The organism is Pseudarthrobacter sp. NCCP-2145 (assembly GCF_023708005.1).
GTDB classification, from domain to species: Bacteria; Actinomycetota; Actinomycetes; order Actinomycetales; family Micrococcaceae; genus Arthrobacter; species Arthrobacter oxydans.
This window is the reverse complement of the sequence record NZ_BRCG01000014.1, coordinates 32,100-48,193: the sequence shown is the minus strand read 5'-3', so window position 1 is coordinate 48,193 and position 16,094 is coordinate 32,100. Positions and strand designations below refer to the sequence as shown.

Annotated in this window: 15 protein-coding genes and 1 riboswitch; of the genes, 5 read left to right on the top strand and 10 right to left on the bottom strand. The window is 66.4% G+C overall.

The annotated features are described in order from the left end of the window. Window positions 1–130: 130 nt before the first annotated feature. Window positions 131–1,816 carry an HNH endonuclease signature motif containing protein gene (locus NFU08_RS13260; RefSeq protein ID WP_251424013.1) on the bottom strand — a complete coding sequence of 562 codons (1,686 nt, stop codon included), beginning with the start codon at window positions 1,814–1,816 and terminating at the stop codon, window positions 131–133. Between the two features lie 122 nt (window positions 1,817–1,938). Between NFU08_RS13260 and NFU08_RS13255 the strand changes: the two genes are divergently transcribed. Next, the gene (locus NFU08_RS13255) at window positions 1,939–2,241 is read left to right on the top strand and encodes a DUF1905 domain-containing protein (RefSeq protein WP_251424011.1); all 303 of its coding nucleotides are present in this window, start codon (window positions 1,939–1,941) and stop codon (window positions 2,239–2,241) included. 162 nt (window positions 2,242–2,403) lie between these two features. Here the strand turns inward: NFU08_RS13255 and NFU08_RS13250 are convergent, their stop codons facing one another. The 3 genes from NFU08_RS13250 to NFU08_RS13240 are packed head-to-tail and all read right to left on the bottom strand — an operon-like array spanning window position 2,404 to window position 4,298. Then, entirely contained in the window at window positions 2,404–3,612 is a 1,209-nt protein-coding gene (locus NFU08_RS13250) for an O-succinylhomoserine sulfhydrylase (RefSeq protein WP_251424009.1), read from the bottom strand. Beyond that, the gene (locus tag NFU08_RS13245; protein WP_174176175.1) at window positions 3,613–4,023 is read right to left on the bottom strand and encodes a rhodanese-like domain-containing protein; all 411 of its coding nucleotides are present in this window, start codon (window positions 4,021–4,023) and stop codon (window positions 3,613–3,615) included. Continuing rightward, a complete protein-coding gene (locus NFU08_RS13240) occupies window positions 4,020–4,298 on the bottom strand; it encodes a DUF1737 domain-containing protein (RefSeq protein ID WP_251424007.1) in 279 nt (92 codons plus the stop codon). Before NFU08_RS13240 ends, NFU08_RS13245 begins: the two co-directional genes overlap by 4 nt. A gap of 13 nt (window positions 4,299–4,311) precedes the next feature. Then, window positions 4,312–4,425, bottom strand: a riboswitch (SAM riboswitch). Window positions 4,426–4,758: 333 nt separating this feature from the next. Here NFU08_RS13240 and opgC point away from each other — a divergent pair. Further along, entirely contained in the window at window positions 4,759–7,149 is a 2,391-nt protein-coding gene (gene opgC, locus NFU08_RS13235; protein WP_251424077.1) for an OpgC domain-containing protein, read from the top strand. A gap of 55 nt (window positions 7,150–7,204) precedes the next feature. Here the strand turns inward: opgC and NFU08_RS13230 are convergent, their stop codons facing one another. Next, window positions 7,205–7,795, bottom strand: a complete 591-nt coding sequence (locus NFU08_RS13230) for a GNAT family N-acetyltransferase (RefSeq protein ID WP_251424005.1) — start codon at window positions 7,793–7,795, stop codon at window positions 7,205–7,207. A 153-nt stretch (window positions 7,796–7,948) separates the two neighbouring features. On the opposite strand from NFU08_RS13230, the gene NFU08_RS13225 reads away from it, so the two are divergent. Together NFU08_RS13225 and NFU08_RS13220 are read left to right on the top strand one after the other, a co-directional pair. Next, a complete protein-coding gene (locus NFU08_RS13225) occupies window positions 7,949–9,478 on the top strand; it encodes an FAD-dependent oxidoreductase (protein ID WP_251424003.1) in 1,530 nt (509 codons plus the stop codon). Continuing rightward, window positions 9,475–10,197: a Rid family hydrolase gene (locus NFU08_RS13220; protein WP_251424001.1), complete on the top strand. Its 723-nt coding sequence runs from the start codon at window positions 9,475–9,477 to the stop codon at window positions 10,195–10,197. The genes NFU08_RS13225 and NFU08_RS13220 overlap by 4 nt, the downstream gene beginning before the upstream one ends. 89 nt (window positions 10,198–10,286) lie before the next feature. Here NFU08_RS13220 and NFU08_RS13215 read toward each other — a convergent pair whose 3' ends face one another. The 3 genes from NFU08_RS13215 to NFU08_RS13205 all read right to left on the bottom strand — a co-directional run bounded on the left by NFU08_RS13215 (window position 10,287) and on the right by NFU08_RS13205 (window position 12,242). After that, window positions 10,287–10,544 (bottom strand): hypothetical protein, encoded by a 258-nt coding sequence (locus NFU08_RS13215; protein ID WP_174176183.1) that lies wholly within the window; start codon window positions 10,542–10,544, stop codon window positions 10,287–10,289. A gap of 243 nt (window positions 10,545–10,787) precedes the next feature. Beyond that, window positions 10,788–11,252 (bottom strand): pyridoxamine 5'-phosphate oxidase family protein, encoded by a 465-nt coding sequence (locus tag NFU08_RS13210; RefSeq protein WP_251424000.1) that lies wholly within the window; start codon window positions 11,250–11,252, stop codon window positions 10,788–10,790. 66 nt (window positions 11,253–11,318) lie between these two features. Beyond that, window positions 11,319–12,242, bottom strand: coding sequence for an aminodeoxychorismate lyase (locus NFU08_RS13205; RefSeq protein ID WP_251423998.1), 924 nt, complete (start codon window positions 12,240–12,242; stop codon window positions 11,319–11,321). A 99-nt stretch (window positions 12,243–12,341) separates the two neighbouring features. Here NFU08_RS13205 and cls point away from each other — a divergent pair, with 99 nt between their 5' ends. Further along, on the top strand, window positions 12,342–13,814 hold the full coding sequence (gene cls, locus NFU08_RS13200) for a cardiolipin synthase (RefSeq protein WP_174176351.1): 1,473 nt from the start codon (window positions 12,342–12,344) through the stop codon (window positions 13,812–13,814). A gap of 12 nt (window positions 13,815–13,826) precedes the next feature. Here the strand turns inward: cls and pabB are convergent, their stop codons facing one another. Beyond that, window positions 13,827–15,902, bottom strand: a complete 2,076-nt coding sequence (pabB, locus tag NFU08_RS13195; RefSeq protein WP_251423996.1) for an aminodeoxychorismate synthase component I — start codon at window positions 15,900–15,902, stop codon at window positions 13,827–13,829. Between the two features lie 16 nt (window positions 15,903–15,918). After that, complete coding sequence (gene ykgO / locus NFU08_RS13190; RefSeq protein WP_011693081.1) at window positions 15,919–16,041, bottom strand: type B 50S ribosomal protein L36; 123 nt, start codon at window positions 16,039–16,041, stop codon at window positions 15,919–15,921. Between the last annotated feature and the right edge of the window lie 53 nt (window positions 16,042–16,094).

The following is a 16,094-nucleotide window of genomic DNA, read 5'->3' as shown; positions in this document are numbered from 1 at the left end:
CGACGAGGGGCTGCGCGTACGGCACGGCATATGCCATGGGAGGCTGGCCCGCTTTATGCCCGGGGGCGCTGGGCAGACCTCCGAGTCCGGCGACCTTGCTCTGTCCTACAGGGGCGATGTTTGCTCTCTCCTAAAGGACAGCAAGGGAGGCTTCCAGAAGGAGGTGCCACTCAGGGAACGGGTCCTTGGGGAGTTCATCCTCGGTGGGTCCCGGGTCTTCTGGAACGTCCACGTCTGGGGGATCGACATTATCGGGCAGGTCCAGGTCCTGGGGCATCCCAAAGTGCTCAACAAAGCCCTGGACGGGCATGCCTCCGAGCGCCAAACTCGGTTGTCCTTCCGGTTTCGTTGCCGCACTCCACGTTTCAGTAACCCAGTCTGGCCAGTGGGGTGGTTCCCAGTCCTGGTGTTCGCTTTTGTAGTGGCGTCCGGTGGGTGAGGTCCAGCCGGGTGGTTCGTCCTTGGTGGCTGCTGTCGGTGTCCAGCCGCTGGTGTGCCGGAGTCTGTGATGTTTCGGGCAGGGCTGTCCGAGGTTGCTGATCCCGGTGGTCCCGCCGTGGTGCCAGGCGAGGAGGTGGTCTGCCTCGTTATCCAACGACGGGTTGCTGCAGCCGGGGAAGGGACACTGGCCGTCCCGCAGCCGGAGCCAGTTCCGCATGGCTTTGGTGACCCGGTAGCTGCTCCGCCCGATCTCCAACGGCGCCCCGTCCCGCGGATCGACCAGGACCCGGTGGAACGAATCAGCTCCGTTAGCGACCAGGTCCCGTGCCATCGAGGCTGGGATGGGTCCGTACCCGTCGAGCATGGCTGGCTCGTCGGTTACTCCCATGAGGGAGAGGACCGGCACGGTGACGAGGACCTGCGCCCGGATCCGCGACGAAGGGGTGAGATCCGTTCCTATTCCTGCCCCGTCGCCGATGCTGGCATTGGTGCCGCTGGTGAGGATGGCTTGGGCGAAGTGGTCGGCACTGAGTTGGGTGAGGGTGCGGGGTTCGGTGGGTCCTTGTGCGGCGCGGGAGAGGGCGTTGAGCCGGTTCCAGCCTGCCATGGCCTGGTCGGCGGGGAGGCAGGCCGAGAGCCAGGCCATCCCGTCCTGGTCAGGCCGGTATTCGACCCGCCGGTCCGCCGCGGCCTTGGTATGGCGTTTCTCCAGCGATTCGGGATGGTGGCGTTCCCGCCAGGTGCGGGCCTTGGCTTTGAACCGGTACGCCGGCATCTCACCGATCGTCGCCGCCCCGGCCGGCCGTGGCGTGTCCGGGTCCAGGAAGTGAGCCTCCAGCGCGGCGGCTCCGGCCCGGTCAAGGCCCACGGTCTGGTTCACCATTTCCCGGGCATGCTGCCAGGAGATTGAACCGCCCTGCAACGCGGCGAGGGTTCGGGGCAGGGCCGTGGCCAGGGCGTGGGACTCGGCCAACAAGGCACCGGCGGCACGGTCACCGATCACCAGCGCACAGCCGACCTCGGCCACCAGGCTCCGGTCCTGGCCGGTGGCCTCCTGCGGCGAGGACGGCGGACCGTTCACCACACTCGTGGCGGCAGCGAGCACCTGAACCGCCCGCGCCTTCACCGCTGCCAGCTTCGCCTCCGACCGCGCCACCCCCGCAAGAACATCCAACGCATTATCAGCAACCCGCTGCAACGGATCATCACCAACCCCGCCAGCGTCAGCGCCAGGCTCAACGCCACCAAGACCAGAAACATCCGTACCGGAACCAGTCGTACCGGAAACAGCAGCGCCGCTGAGCACCGCCCTAAAAGCAGCCACCGAAGCGTCAACTGCCGCCTCCGCCTCCACCACCGCCGTCGTGCTTTCCATACAGACATCCTCCAGCGGGGGTCTGACAAAAAGGGCAGTGTGGCAGGGGCTGTGGATGACTAGTGGCCGGCTGGATATCCACAACCCTGGCGGCACTACCGCAGGCGTGCCATACTCGGCGCGTGACGTCGTCGTACTCCTTCACAGCCGCACTGTGGCTGTACCCGGGCGAGGCCGGCTGGCATTTCCTTACCCTGCCACCGGACGTGGCGGACGATATCCGCGCACGAAACGCAGGGCACAGCAAAGCGTTCGGCTCAATCCAGGTGACAGCGGAAATTTCCGGCCACACCTGGCAGACCTCGCTCTTCCCGGACGCTCACAAGGGGACGTACCTCCTGCCAGTCAAGAAGGCCATCAGGGCCAGGGCCCGGATCAGTGAAGGCGACGCCGTGAAAGTCAGCCTCTCCGTTATCGGCACCTGATGAATAGGGGCCGGATATCCCCAAAAGACGTACCGGAAACAGGCGCTGTAGGGCCGCGCCGGCGGCGATGCCCAGCAGGTCTGCTCAGGCAGGGGATGGTGGACAGCAGCCGCCAGCCGGGAGCAGCGACCGTTCCAGGCATGCCCACCACCGTCCGGAGTGCTAGATCTGCTTGAGCGCCTGCTCCAGGTCGCCGATCAGGTCGTCCACGTCCTCCAGGCCGACGGAAAGCCGCACCACACCGTCGCTCAGGCCGATTGCCGCCCTGCCCTCCGGACCCATGGCGCGGTGCGTGGTGGTGGCGGGGTGGGTGATGAGGGACTTGGCGTCGCCCAGGTTGTTGGAGATGTCGATGATCCGCAGGCCGTCCAGCAGCGCGAACGCCGCTTCCTTCCCAGAGCGGCCCCCGGAGGGCGCAAGTTCCAGGGTGAGGACTGTGCCACCCGCGCTCATCTGCTTCGCGGCCAGCTCGTACTGTGGGTGGGATTTCAGGAGCGGGTACTTCACCCAGCTGACGGCGGGCTGCTCCTCCAGCCATTCCGCGAGCCGCAGGGCGGTGGCCGAGGAATGGTTGACGCGGAGCGCCATGGTCTCAAGGCCCTTGGTGAGGACCCAGGCATTGAACGCGGACAACGCCGGTCCGGTGTGGCGCATCAGCTGCTTCACCGGTCCGTCGATGAACTCCTTGGTGCCCAGAATGGCGCCGCCGAGCACCCTGCCCTGGCCGTCGATGTGCTTGGTGCCCGAGTAGACAATGACGTCCGCGCCGAACTGCCCGCAGCGCTGCAGCAGGGGAGTGGCGAAGACATTGTCGACGACGACGGTCGCCCCGGCTGCGTGCGCCAGGTCGCTGACCGCGGCAATGTCGACGATCTCCTGCATCGGGTTGGATGGCGATTCAAAGAAGACGGCGGTGGTGGGCTTGGACAGGGCCTCGCGCCACTGCTCCAGGTCCGGCCCGTCCACGAAGACGGTTTCCACGCCCCACCGCGGCAGGATCTCGTTGAGGATCACAAAGCAGGACCCGAACAGCGAGCGGGCAGCAACCACGCGGTCGCCGGCGGCCAGCAGGGCACCCAGCGCGGTGAACACCGCGGACATCCCGGACGCCGTCGCAAAGCACGCCTCGGTTCCTTCCAGCAGGCGGAGACGTTCCTGGAACGTGGCCACGGAGGGGTTGCCGTAGCGGGAGTACACAAAGCGCTCGTCCTCGCCCGTGAACGCGCGCTCGGCGGCAGCGGCGGATTCGTAGACAAAGCCCGAGTTCAGGAAGATGGCTTCGCTGGTTTCCTGGAAGTTGGTGCGGTCCAGCCCGCCGCGCACGGCCTGGGTGTCGGGGCTCCAGCCGGCGGCGTCTTCGTTGAAGGTCACTTAGATCTTTCCCAGGTTGGTTGGCAGGCCGCGGTTCTTCCAGCCGTTGACGGTGCGTTCGCCGAAGCGGTCCGGGTCGCCTTCAAAGCCCTCCAGCACGTTGTAGGAGGTGAAGCCGGCCTGGGTGGCCGCTATGGCTGCCGCGATGGACCGCTGGCCGGAGCGGCACAGGAACACCAGTTCGGTTGAACGGTCCTCGGGCGCCTGCTGGCTGAGGTCGTTGATGAAGTCAGGGTTGGGGATGCCGCCGGGGAAAGTCCACTGGATGAACAGCGGATCGTTCTCGGTTGCCTTGGTGTCGGGAATACCAATGTGGGCCCACTCGCCCTCGGTGCGTACATCCACCAGGATGGCGCCCTGTTCCAGCTTGTCCCAGGCCTCCTGCGGCGTCAGGTCCCCTGCGTAGCTCATGCGTGGCCCTCGCCGTCGAACTCAAGGTCGTCGCCTGCGGACTCGAGGTTGTCCACGGCGTCCGCCACTGCGGCGTCCGCGGAAGCGATCGCCGCCGGAAGAACCAAGGCCTGGGCCACGATGACACTGCTGCCGTTGAAGGTTGCCGCCGGGCTGCCGTGCAGCACATAGCCCTCCGCCAGGGCGGCCGAGATGCGCTCACAGAATGCACGGTCGTCCGGGCCGCTGATGAGGCGATAGGACAGTTTTTCTTCAGGGGCAGGTGCGTCAGACACGACGGATCTCCTTCTCTCACGCTTGCAGCTCGAATGGTCGATATGCCGAGTATTCACCTGAGGCACCCCGCCGTGGAAGGAGGGTTGCCGACCGGCCAGTCAGGGCTTGGCGCCGGTACTCATTACTCCCCAAAAACGTAACACTTGCCGCCCGGCGCCGCACCGCCGCCGTCGTCATGTTGCGTAACTGAAGGATGCAGCGCGGAGGCGCCGCGCCGAAGATGCGTCCGCCACCTCCCTGGAACGGACGACGGCGACACCACTTGGGGTGCCCGGGCGCCAGGTGCCTGTCGCCCGGGTCGGGCCGATAAAGTTTCTGCAGGGGCCGCCGCCCCGCTACTGGAGAAATCAGTCCCTGGGGGTCTTCATCATCACGCCATCCGCCGCCGCGCCCACACGTCCCGCCCGGAGCCGCCGGCTGCAGCCCCTCCACAGGGTGGCCGCGCTCCTCGCCGCCGTGATGATGGCCGTCCTGGCGGTGGTGGTGCCCGCCGGCTCAGCGCAGGCCGCCCGAAACTTCACGGAGGAAGGCAAGCCGCTGCTGGGCGCAGTCCTCGAATGGGGAGAGGACACCGCCGGCGGCTTCTCCGAAAGGCTCGGGGCATCCCCCGCAATCTTCGGACACGACATCGCCTTCCCGTTCCGTGCCTCGGAGGAGAACGATATCCGCGAGTTCCTGGAGCAGTCCGCCGGGCAGGGTGCCCATGCGATGCTCACGGTGAGGCCTGCCGTCCCGCTGGACCAGGTCACCGCTGGCGCTGCCGCAGCCTTTGCGGGGGAAGTGCGCCGGATGCAGGGGGATTTCAAGGGCCAGTTGCTTATCCGCTTTGCGCCGGACATGAATACCAGCTGGGTGGAGTGGGGGCAACAGCCTGGCGGCTACCGGGAGGCATTCCAGGCGGTGGCGGCGGCGTTTCGGGATGGTGGTGCCCGTGGCAGCTTTGTCATGGTGTGGGAACCGTATCTGGGCAAGGACTACCCCTTTGACCGGAACCGGAATGCGCCCGGGCCCGGCAGCGAAGGCTTCAACCTGTTGGATACCAATGGCGACGGCACCTGGAATGGCTCCGACAAGGCCTATGAACCCTACTATCCGGGGGACGACGCCGTGGACTGGGTGGGCCTGACTGCCTACCACGATGACACCGCAGGGGGCGGCGCCGTCAACACCGTGCCCCGAACCGGTGAGCTGCAGGAGATGCTGACGGCCTCCGGCGGGGAGAGCTTCTACGGGACATATGCCGCGGGGCGGGACAAGCCCTTCATGCTGCAGACGTCGGCCTTCTACAGCCCGTCCTCCGGAGGCGCCGCGGAAGCGGAGATCAAGAACGGCTGGTGGGACCAGGTCCTGGGCGTTGCCGGATCAGCCGACTTCGCACTGACCGGGGCAGTGGTCTGGGACGAACGCACCAGCACACGGGACACCGGCGTGGCCAGCATCGACTGGCGGCTCACCGGAAACGCCGGCATCGCGGACGCTGCCCACAGCCGGCTTGAGGAAGCGCCCATCGTGACGGGGCCTGTTACCGATGTCAGTTCGGGTCCCGGGTTTGTCAGGTCCAACACGCTTTCGGCTGCTGCCGCCTGGACCGTTGGGGCCGCGCTCATCATCCTCCTGGTGGCGCTGTGGCAACTCCCCGCCAGGCTGGGTGCGGTCACGGCGTGGGGCTACAGCGACCCTTCCAGCAGGGACTCACGCGTGGACCTGCTCCGTGGCCTGGCCATCGTGTTCGTGGTGGTGAACCACCTGGGCATGGTGTCGCTGTTCCAGCTCCTGACCCAGGAAGCGGTGGGCTTCGTTTCGGGTGCCGAGCTGTTCGTTCTGTTCTCCGGCCTGGTGGTGGGCATGGTGTATGGGCCCAGGGCGAAGGACGATTTTGGAACGGTGGTGGACCTCACCTCGCGCCGGGCAGGCAAGCTCTACGTAACGGCGCTGGTGGTGCTGGTGGGCGTCTTCCTGCTGTCGCTGCTGCCGGCCTTCCGGACCGACGCGCTCACAACCTTCGTGGACCAGGGCACCGGCGGAGCGGGGCACGAAGGGGCAGGACGCACCTACGACCTTTACGCGGGTATGGAAACGCTGTTCCAGTTTCCCGTTCCGGCGCAGGTGCTTCCCGCCATCCTGCTGCTCCAGTTCGGGCCTTGGCAGTTCAACGTGATGGGCCTCTATGTGGTGCTGCTGCTGGCCAGCCCGCTGATCCTGGCCGCCCTCAACCGCGGCAAGGCTGTCTGGGTGCTGGCGGCATCGCTGGCCGTATACGCGGTGGGTACGGTGACGCGTTTCCGGCTCCTGCCGTCACAGTTCGAGGATTCCTTCCCCTTGCTGGTGTGGCAGGTGCTGTTCGTCATCGGCTTGGCGGCCGGGTTCCACCGGCGGAGCATCGTGGCCTGGCTTTCAGCGCACACCTGGGTGGTGGTGGCCTGCACCGCCCTGGCCTTCGCGTTCGCCTTCGTATCCTGGGGCAACCCGTACCTCGCCAACGGGTATGACGTCCGCCTTGCCATCATTCCGGACACCGCATACCGGGCCATGTACGACCTCTTCTTCGGGCGCACCTACCTTGCCCCGGGCCGGCTGCTCAACGTCCTGGTCCTGGTGGTGGCGGCCTATGCCTTCCTCACCGCGTACTGGAAACCGGTACAGCGCGCCCTGGGCTGGTTCCTGGTCCCGTTGGGCCGCGCCACCCTCTATGTGTTCATCATGCATGTGGTTCTCATCGCCGTCATCGCCAACATCCCGGCCCTCCAGCAAGATAACATCCTCATCAACACCCTGGCCTACGCCGTGGTGCTGGGACTCCTCTGGGCGATGGTGCGCACGCGGTTTCTCTTCAGGATCATCCCTACCTGAGGATGCCCCGGCCACCGCAGCCCGTGCGCTCCTGCCGGGGGCTGACGCGCGGTGCTCAGGAGTGCGGCAGGATCAGCTGGTGGAGCAGGTGGTCCTGCCACTGCCCTGCGATCTTCAGGTAGTCCGGAGCAACCCCGATCTCCCGGAACCCTGCCCGCTGCAGGATCCGCCGCGACGCTGTGTTGTGGAGCAGGGTTGCCGCCTGGATTCGGTGCAGTCCAAGCGCCGTCCGGGCGTAGCTGGCTGCGTGGAGAACGGCGGCAGTGCCGATCCCTTGCCCGGTGAGTTCGTGGTCCACCCAGTAGCCCAGGTTGGCGCTGAGGAAGGGGCCGCGGACGATTCCCGTCAGCGTCACTGCCCCCACCACGCGCCCGGTTCGCTGGCCTGCGCGCACTCTGCCTCCGCCGTCGTCCTCTTCTTGGACCAGGACCCAAGGGACTTCGGTGCCCAACGCGTGCTGGGCGAGCTTGGCGCGGATGGTGTCCGCCTGGTGCCCGCTGGTGAAGAAGCTGTCAGTGCGTTTCGGCTCCCACGGCGCCAGGAGCCCCCGATTGCGCTGATAGGCCCGGGCCAGGGCGGCCGCATCCGAGTCTTCGAGTAACCGCATGAGGAGTCCTTCGCGCAGGTAGGCGCTGCTGCCAGCCATGTACCAGGCACCTTTCAGGGCAGGTGCTCCCTGGGCAGGAGCAGCGTTGACGTGACTGAAATGCAAATGCCACAACACCCATACCGTCACAGCATTTGACGAAACATTTCATCCCTACGCTCACCGTGTAACACTCCGGTGAAAGGGAACAACATGACAGATGCTACTCGCAGGAACTTCCTCCGCTATGTGGGAATGGTGGGGGGAGCCGGGGTGATGTACCAGACGATGGCGGCCATGGGCCTTGCCCCGGATCCTGCAGCTCCTGCGTTCGCCGCGCCCCGCGCCGACGACCTGCAGGGCAAGGGCAAGAGCGTGGTGATCCTGGGCGGGGGAATCGCAGGCCTGACCACGGCGTACGAACTGGGCAAGGCCGGCTACAAGGTCACGATCCTTGAGGCACGGATGCGTCCGGGCGGGCGCAACTGGACAGTGCGCGGCGGGACCGAAGAGACGGATCTGCGCGGAATCACGCAGCGGGCCACCTTCTCGAAGGACCAGTACATGAACGCCGGGCCGGGCCGCATCCCGCAGCACCACATCACCTTGGACTACTGCAAGGAACTCGGGGTGGCCATCGAGCCCTTCACCAACCAGAATGCGGACGGCTACCTTTTCCGTGGAGGCAGCAGCAAGCTCTCCAACACCCCCATCCGGCACCGCGCTGCCAAGGCTGACGTTTACGGGTACGTCTCCGAGCTGCTGGCCAAAGCCACCGACCAGGGTGCCCTGGACAGCTACATGAGCGCAGCGGACAAGGAGAACCTGATCTCCTTCCTGAAGAGCTTCGGTGCCATTGGCAATAAAGTGCCAGGAGATGCCGCGGCGAGCTTCAAGTACACCGGCACCGGCCGCAAGGGATACTCCGTGGCTCCGGGGGCCGGCCTGGAAGCGGGCACGCCCCTGGCGCCGGATGCCCTGTCCGACGTTTTCGCCAGCGGTGTGGGCAACTACTTCTCTTTCGAATTCGGCTGGGACCAGGCCATGATGATGTTCCAGCCCGTGGGCGGCATGGACCGCATCCCGTACGCGTTCGAGTCAGCCATCGGCAAGGACAAATTCGTGTACGGAGCCCAGGTCCTCTCCATGAACAACACTGCAGCCGGCGTTTCGGTGGAGTACACCAACCCGGGCAACCTCCCCGCGGACGTCATCGACGCCCTGAAATTTGCCAGCCCCAGCGACGCCGGCAAGATCGGCATCGAGTACTCACGCCGCTGGTGGGAGGAGGACCACCGGATCTACGGCGGCATCACCAACACCAACATCGACCTCGGCAACATGTGGTACCCGTCCACCGGGTTCCACGGGCAGCGCGGCACCATGGTGGGCTACTACAACACAGGTGCCAGCGCGCGCGTCTACAAGGAACTCAGCCCGGAGAAGCGCCTGGGCCGCGCCCTCGACCAAGGGGCACGGATCCATGGTGACGTGTACCGGAAGGACGTTGCGGCGTCGTTCTCGGTGGACTGGGGCAGCACCGCCTTTTCCGAAGGTGCCTGGGTGGGCTGGCCCTCACAGACCGATGCCAAATACGCCAGGCTGCTGGAGCCGTCCGGCAACATCTACTTCGCCGGCGACCACCTCAGCCACGCCATCGCCTGGCAGCACGGTGCCATGACCTCCGCCCGTGCAGCCGTCACCGCCCTGCACACCCGGGCAGCGGCAATGGTGGCCGGATGAGCGCCGCAACCCCCGCCAGTACCCGCACCTCGACAGAAAAGAAGCCCATGCTCCGCCGCAGACTCGCCCTGATCGGTGCCGGCATCGCCGGCATAAGCCTCACCGCAACCGCCGCTTTCGCGGCTCCTGCAGTGTTCCAGGACCTCACCGCACCAAAACCCGGAACCACAGTGTCCAACCTCCCAGCCGGCCAGGACAACCCGATGATCGCCAGCGGCGTGGCCATCGGTGCGAACACCGCCATCTACAAGAGCAGCGGGCTGGGGCCGTCTGCCTTGAACACAGCCGCCCCCGCCGGCAGTGAGCAGCGCTACGTGGACACGGGCGTGTTCCCGGGAGGTGTCCTTCCGCCCGGCGTCACCATTACCGAAGCGCAGGGCATCAACGCCCTCCGCCGGATCGGCGAGAACCTTGCACAGGCAGGATTGGATTACGACGACGTCATCACCATGCGCGTTTTCCTCCAGAACCCCGCCGGTGCGGAAAAGGCCGACTTTGACGGCTGGAACCGGGCGTACCGGCAGTACTTTGCGAACACCAGCCTCGCCGACGGTTCTGCCGTGAAGGTTCCGCTGGGCTCCGCGGCGCCAGCAGAGCCTTTTGTGGTGAACCCTGCAAGGCCCTCACGCTTTGCCCTGGAAATCGAGAACCTGCCGGTCAACGGATGGCTCGTGGAAGTGGAGGTGGACGCGGCCTACCCGGCATCCGGCGGCAGGTAGAGGCCCGCAGAGTCCCCGGATACAGGAGCGGCGTGGACCCCGTGCCCGAAAGCACGTGGTCCACGCCGTGACCTGCCTACTGCGGCTTCTTACACGAGCCCGGGGTAGCTGGCCAGGATGTAATCGGCGGCAGCGGGGCCCTTCATGCGCAGCCCGTTGTGGCCGGTAGCAATCCTGCGGTGGCTCATGGCGGCCCAGAACTCGGATTCCGGTCCGGGCTTCTGCTGGTTGATGAAGCACCAGCTTGTGTACAGGCCGTACAGGCGGTCGCGGTCCAGCGTGGATTCCGAGGCCTGGTCGAGGTAGGTGGCTTCTTTGAGAAAGAGGTCGAACTGCGAATGTGCCAAGACGGCTTCCCTTCGCTAAGTGCGGTGGTACTGCCGTTCGGCTACAGCAGCTAACCTCAATGCCGTGCACGGGGCAATGGAGTGTGGATGAAGGTGTCACTGCCGCATCTACAACGTAGACTTTACCCGTAGACAACCAATCTAGCAAGCGTCTGGATTATCCATCCCCAACCGTCAGCCACCGTCCGCAACTGCCCATCCGGCGCCGCAAAATTTCCTGCCGCCGGAAAGCCTTGGAAGCACCTATTCAAAGGAAGCGCGGCGCTTGTCCTGCGCGCGGGTGGCCCAGACATCCGGGCGGTTCACCTTGAAGCGGCGGCCCGTCAGCGCGCGGGCTGAGAGCCGGATGTAGTTCGCTTTTTCGCCCGGCTGCCACGGCTCAAGGCCCAGGCTGTCCACGGCGTCCTTGTCCGCCTGGTCCTCGATGACCTGGGTGTCCCCGCGCAGCACCACGCTCCACGCCTCTTCGGTGTGGGGATCGTAGCCGTCGATTTCCAGGGCTGCAGGGCGTTCGGACAGGGCGCTCCACAATTTGGTGACGCCGGCTGTCCGGAAGGCGATGCTTCGGCGGTGCACCACGTAGTTGATCGGGAAGATCTCGGGGTGGCCGTCAACCACCACGGCAAGGCGGCCGACTGTGTCATTGGCCAGGAGTTCCCAGCATTCGTCAAAGGTCAGGGTGCCATCCGGCTGCGTCTGCGAGTCCATGAACCACACCTTACGGCCACTGTCCCTGCGGAACCTAGAGTGCAACGGCCCGAATCACGGGCCGGCCTACTGGATGCCCGCGAACAGCTCGTTCAGTTCCGCCGTGAGCTCCTTCTGCACGGACGGAGTGCCGACCGGCTTGCCGTCGATGTGGTTGACCGGCGCCAGCAGGCGGACACTGGAGATCAGCCACACAGCGTCGGCGTCCAGCAGGTCCTGGGGCTCCAGCGGGCCGTATCCAAGTTCCCAGCCGGCTGCCTTGGCTGCGGTGAACAGCGCCCCCTGCGACGTTCCGGGGAGGATCCCGCTGTCCAGCTGGGGCGTGATCAGGCGCTTCACTGACGTGCCGTCGTCGGCCTTTTCCACGTGGGCCAGCAGCACGGTGGACGTGGGGCCCTCCAGGACCCTGCCGTCCGAGGAGATGAAGATGACGTCGTCCGCGCCCTGCTTGCGGGCGTGGCGCAGGGCGGCCATGTTGACGGCATAGGAGAGTGTCTTGGCGCCCAGCAGCAGCCAGGGTGCACGCTCGGCGGCGTCGCTGTCGTAGCCGCGGTCCAGGAGGATCACGTCGATCCCGGTTTCGCGCTGCCGGCGGGCGCCTGCGCCCACAGGCGAGACCTGGACCCAGCAGTTGGGGGCGGTTGCGCCCTCCGCGCCGCGGGTCACCACGAGTTTTACCACCAGTTCGTACCCGGCCGGGGCAGGGTTCTGGACCCGGTGCTCGGACAGCGCGGTGGCAATGGCGCGGCGCCACTCGTCCTGCCCCGGAATGGCAAGGTCAAGCGCGTCTGCGGAGCCGGCCAGGCGGTCCAGGTGGGCCTGGATTTTCCGGACGTTGCCGCCCACCGCCAGCATGGTCTCGAAGACGCCGTCGCCCCGGGTGGCCCCCTGGTCTGTCACCATCAGCTGCGGCTGCGAGGCGTCAGCCAGCCGGCCGCCGGGGAAGGCGGGATCCAGGAAAACGAGAACCACGGGCACAGGAGAGGTCATGGGTCCAGCTTAGTGCGGCACCCCACCGATAAGCTGGGCGGAGTGCCCCGGCCGGAAACCGTCCGCCGGAGCTCATTTTTCCGGGGGTAATCTCACGTGTTGTGGCCATTTTCGCTTGCCGGCACCGCTCCAGGGTGGGTGGTTGTGGTGCTGGGTATCGCCGACCTGGTGATCAGGGTGCTGGCTGTGGGCATCATTCCAGGCAACAGGCGGCCCACCACGGCCATGGCCTGGCTGCTGGGCATCTTCTTCGTCCCGTTCGTGGGCATCATCCTGTTCCTCCTGTTCGGCAACTTCAAACTGTCCAGCCGCCGGCGGGAGCAGCAGCAGCAGGTCAACGAAAGGGTGCGGGCCGGGATCTCGTCCCTTGCCGACGTCGAAAGCGACTACCCGGGCCCCGAGTGGGTCAAGTCCGCCGGGGAACTGAACCGCAGGCTGGGGTCCCTCCCCATGGTGGACGGCAACTCGGTGGACCTCATCCCTGGCTATCCGGATTCCATCCTGGAAATGACCAACGCCGTCCGCAAGGCGAAGAAGTTCGTCAACGCCGAGTTTTACATCATGAGCACGGACCATATAACCGACGAGCTCCTGACGGCCATGGAGGAAGCAGCGGAACGGGGCGTGGAAGTCCGCGTGCTGTTCGACCACATCGGCACGCTCAGGGTGCAGGGCTACAGGAAACTGCTGAAGCGGCTGCGCGCCGGCAAGATCCAGTGGAAGCGGATGCTGCCGCTGCTGCCCATCCATGGCCAGTGGCGCCGGCCGGACCTCCGCAACCACCGGAAGATCATGGTGATCGACGGCGAAATTGCCTTCACGGGGTCGCAAAACCTGATTGAGCCTTCCTATAACAACCCCCGGCACCGCAAGGCAGGCCGGGAATGGGTGGAGCTGATGGCCTGCCTGCGCGGGCCCATCGTCACCACGCTGAACGTTGTTTTTGCCACCGACTGGCTCAGCGAAACGGACGAATCGCTGGAGCACCAGCTGCAGCTCCCGGCCAACCCGGAGCCGGGGAACGTCACCGCCCAGGTGGTTCCCAGCGGCCCGGGGTTCATCACCGAGAACAACCTGCGCCTGTTCAACACCCTGATCTACTCGGCCCAGCACCGGATTTCCATCTGCAGCCCCTACTTTGTGCCGGACGACTCCCTGCTCTATGCCATCACCACAGCTGCCCAGCGCGGCGTGGAGGTGGAGCTGTTCGTGTCCGAGAAGGGTGACCAGTTCCTGGTGCACCACGCCCAGCGGTCCTACTACGAGGCCCTGCTGGAGGCCGGCGTCCGGATCTACCTCTACAAGGCCCCGTTTGTGCTCCATGCCAAGCATTTCACCATCGACGACGAGGTGGCGGTCCTCGGCTCCAGCAACATGGACATGCGCTCCTTCTCCCTGAACATGGAAGTGTCCGTGATGCTGCTGGGCGAGGACATCGTCACCAAGATGCGGGCCGTGGAGGACACGTACCGGGACATCTCCCACGAGCTCAAGCTGACGGACTGGATCAACCGGCCCCTGGCGGCCCGCTACGTGGACAACGTGGCCAGGCTGACCGCCACCGTCCAGTAAGAACTCCTGTGGTCAGGCATCCGGGAAGTCCGCTCCCAGGGTGGAGAGGACGCCGAACGCCTTGGTGCGGATTTCCTGGTACTCGTCCTCCGGATCTGAATCCGCGGTGATGGCACCGCCGACGCCGAGCGTCAGTTCCGCCGTTCCGTCGCCCCGGGCGTTGATCACCAGGGTCCGGATCGCAACGGCGAGGTCCGTGGCTCCATTCAACGAAAAGTAGCCGATCGCTCCCGAGTAAACCCCGCGGGCGGCGCCTTCCAGGCCGTCCAGGATGGCCATGGTGCTGATCTTGGGTGCGCCGGTCATGGATCCGGCGGGGAAGCAGGCGGCCACGGCCTCGGCCCGGGAGGAACCGGGCTTCAGCTGCGCGTCAATGGTGCTCACCATCTGGTGGACGGTGGCGTAGCTTTCAATGGCGCAGAGCCTGCTGACGGTCACCGAGCCGGGGATGGCGAAGTGGCTGAGGTCATTGCGGAGCAGGTCCACGATCATGATGTTTTCGGCGCGGTCCTTCAACGCTGTGGCAAGGTCCGTGCGCAGCCGGGCGTCCTCCGCGGGGTCGGCAGCCCGGCGGCGGGTTCCCTTGATGGGCTCGGCGCGCATCCCGCCGTCGGCCGCGATCTTCAGGAAACGCTCGGGCGAGGTGCTGGCCACCGTGAGGCTGCCCAGGCGCAGGTAACTGGCAAAGGGTGCGGGATTCCTGCGGCGCAGCGCCAGGTACGTGGGCCATGGATCCAGGGCATCTGCCGGAATGTCCGCCGACAGGGCAGTGGTCAGGCAGACCTCGTAGGAGTTCCCCTCGCCGATCTGGTGCTGCGCCGCGGAGATTTTGGCCAGGTACTCCGCGCGGGTGTCCCGGCTGCGGAACGCCGCCGCCGCCGGGAGCACGACGCCGGTGCTGCCGCCGGCTTGCGCTGCCGCCCCGGCGGTTTCCACGGCGGCCCGCCCGGCGGTTTCCACGGCGGCCCGCGCCTGGACCAGCCAGTCATCGGCGTCGGGGGCGTCAAGTGCCAGGAGCCAGGCGGCTCCTTCCGCATGGTCCAGGACCACGGCCCTGCCGGCGAAGATGAGCGCGGCATCGGGGGTGGGGGCGGGAAGGTCGGTGCCGCCGGTCTCGCGCTTGAGTTCGTAGCCCAGGCAGCCGAGCCAGCCGAGCGCGAAGCCGCCGGGGTACGCCTCGGGAATCTCAACGGCGGAGAGCCCCCACACGGTGTCCAGCCAACGGAAGAAGGGGCCCTGCACGGTGGCGGTGGCGCACCCCGCGCTCAGCAGGCTGTGGCCTGAACGGTGCGTTACCGACTGGCCGAACGTGCCGCCGTCGTCAGCCATGATGCTGAACCGGCTGCGCTCCGCAGCCTCCCCGGCCTCCGTGTCCGGGGCACCCGCGTTTGAGGAGTCCAGCCAGACGGCGTTGGCCGAACGGCCATACAGGGAACCGAAGAGTCCCGCGGCGTCCGGACGGACGTTCAGCCGTTCCGCGCGGAGGCGCAGTCCCCGGCGCGCTGACAGCTCTGGCGCCAGGGCAGGCGCCAGCGAGGGAAGGTAGGGGAGGACCTGCAGCACGTCAGCCGGTGCCGAGCCGTCGGCGGGGTTCAGCACGCGGACTTCGGCATCAAGGGGGACCTTGTCCGCCGCGAGCCATTCCTCTTCCTGCGCCGCCCACTGGTCCCAGAACGGCTCATAGGTTTCGCCATCCCGGTCCAGCGCACGGGTCCGGCGCACGTCGTCCGGAGCCTCGGCCCAGATCACCGCGCTCAGCAGGGGGCGGGCTGCGGCTGCCGCCGCCCCCACGCCCTCCACAATGACGATCTCTGCCGGAAGCGTCACCCTGGGTTCGCCGTCGTCATGGTTCTCCCAGTCCCAGCAGACCCAGGAGGCGGCCTCCCCGCGGCTCAGGGGCGCGAGCACCGTGGAAACATACCTCTCGATGCCTGCCGCGAGTCCATTCCAGCCGGGGTATATGTCCTCGAGATGAAACAGGGACACCTTGTGGTGGGCGCGCAGCCTGGCGGCCAGTTCGACGGCGAGCGTCGTCTTCCCAGCGCCGGAACGTCCGTCAATGGCGATGATGACGGGGGCTGGGCTCATGGAGTAGAGCGTACCTTTATCCCTGCCGGGCTTTCATCCGCGGGTTCTTCTTGTTAATCACGAACGTACGGCCGCGGCGCCGGACGATCTGGGCTCCCGGGATCTTCTTCAATGCGCGAAGTGAGTTGCGGACTTTCATGATGTGCTCCTGGTGGGTTGGTTGGATTGTTGGTACTGGTTGGGGAAATGGAG

What these genes read in the sequence shown, in the direction of transcription:
- ykgO (WP_011693081.1), bottom strand. Translation starts at nt 16,041, where the DNA reads ATGAAAGTCCGCAACTCACTTCGCGCATTGAAGAAGATCCCGGGAGCC.
- pabB (WP_251423996.1), bottom strand. Translation starts at nt 15,902, where the DNA reads ATGAGCCCAGCCCCCGTCATCATCGCCATTGACGGACGTTCCGGCGCT.
- NFU08_RS13230 (WP_251424005.1), bottom strand. Translation starts at nt 7,795, where the DNA reads ATGGCTGGCAGCAGCGCCTACCTGCGCGAAGGACTCCTCATGCGGTTA.
- opgC (WP_251424077.1), top strand. Translation starts at nt 4,759, where the DNA reads ATGATGGCCGTCCTGGCGGTGGTGGTGCCCGCCGGCTCAGCGCAGGCC.
- NFU08_RS13210 (WP_251424000.1), bottom strand. Translation starts at nt 11,252, where the DNA reads ATGGACTCGCAGACGCAGCCGGATGGCACCCTGACCTTTGACGAATGC.
- NFU08_RS13245 (WP_174176175.1), bottom strand. Translation starts at nt 4,023, where the DNA reads ATGAGCTACGCAGGGGACCTGACGCCGCAGGAGGCCTGGGACAAGCTG.
- NFU08_RS13260 (WP_251424013.1), bottom strand. Translation starts at nt 1,816, where the DNA reads ATGGAAAGCACGACGGCGGTGGTGGAGGCGGAGGCGGCAGTTGACGCT.
- NFU08_RS13205 (WP_251423998.1), bottom strand. Translation starts at nt 12,242, where the DNA reads ATGACCTCTCCTGTGCCCGTGGTTCTCGTTTTCCTGGATCCCGCCTTC.
- NFU08_RS13220 (WP_251424001.1), top strand. Translation starts at nt 9,475, where the DNA reads ATGAGCGCCGCAACCCCCGCCAGTACCCGCACCTCGACAGAAAAGAAG.
- NFU08_RS13225 (WP_251424003.1), top strand. Translation starts at nt 7,949, where the DNA reads ATGACAGATGCTACTCGCAGGAACTTCCTCCGCTATGTGGGAATGGTG.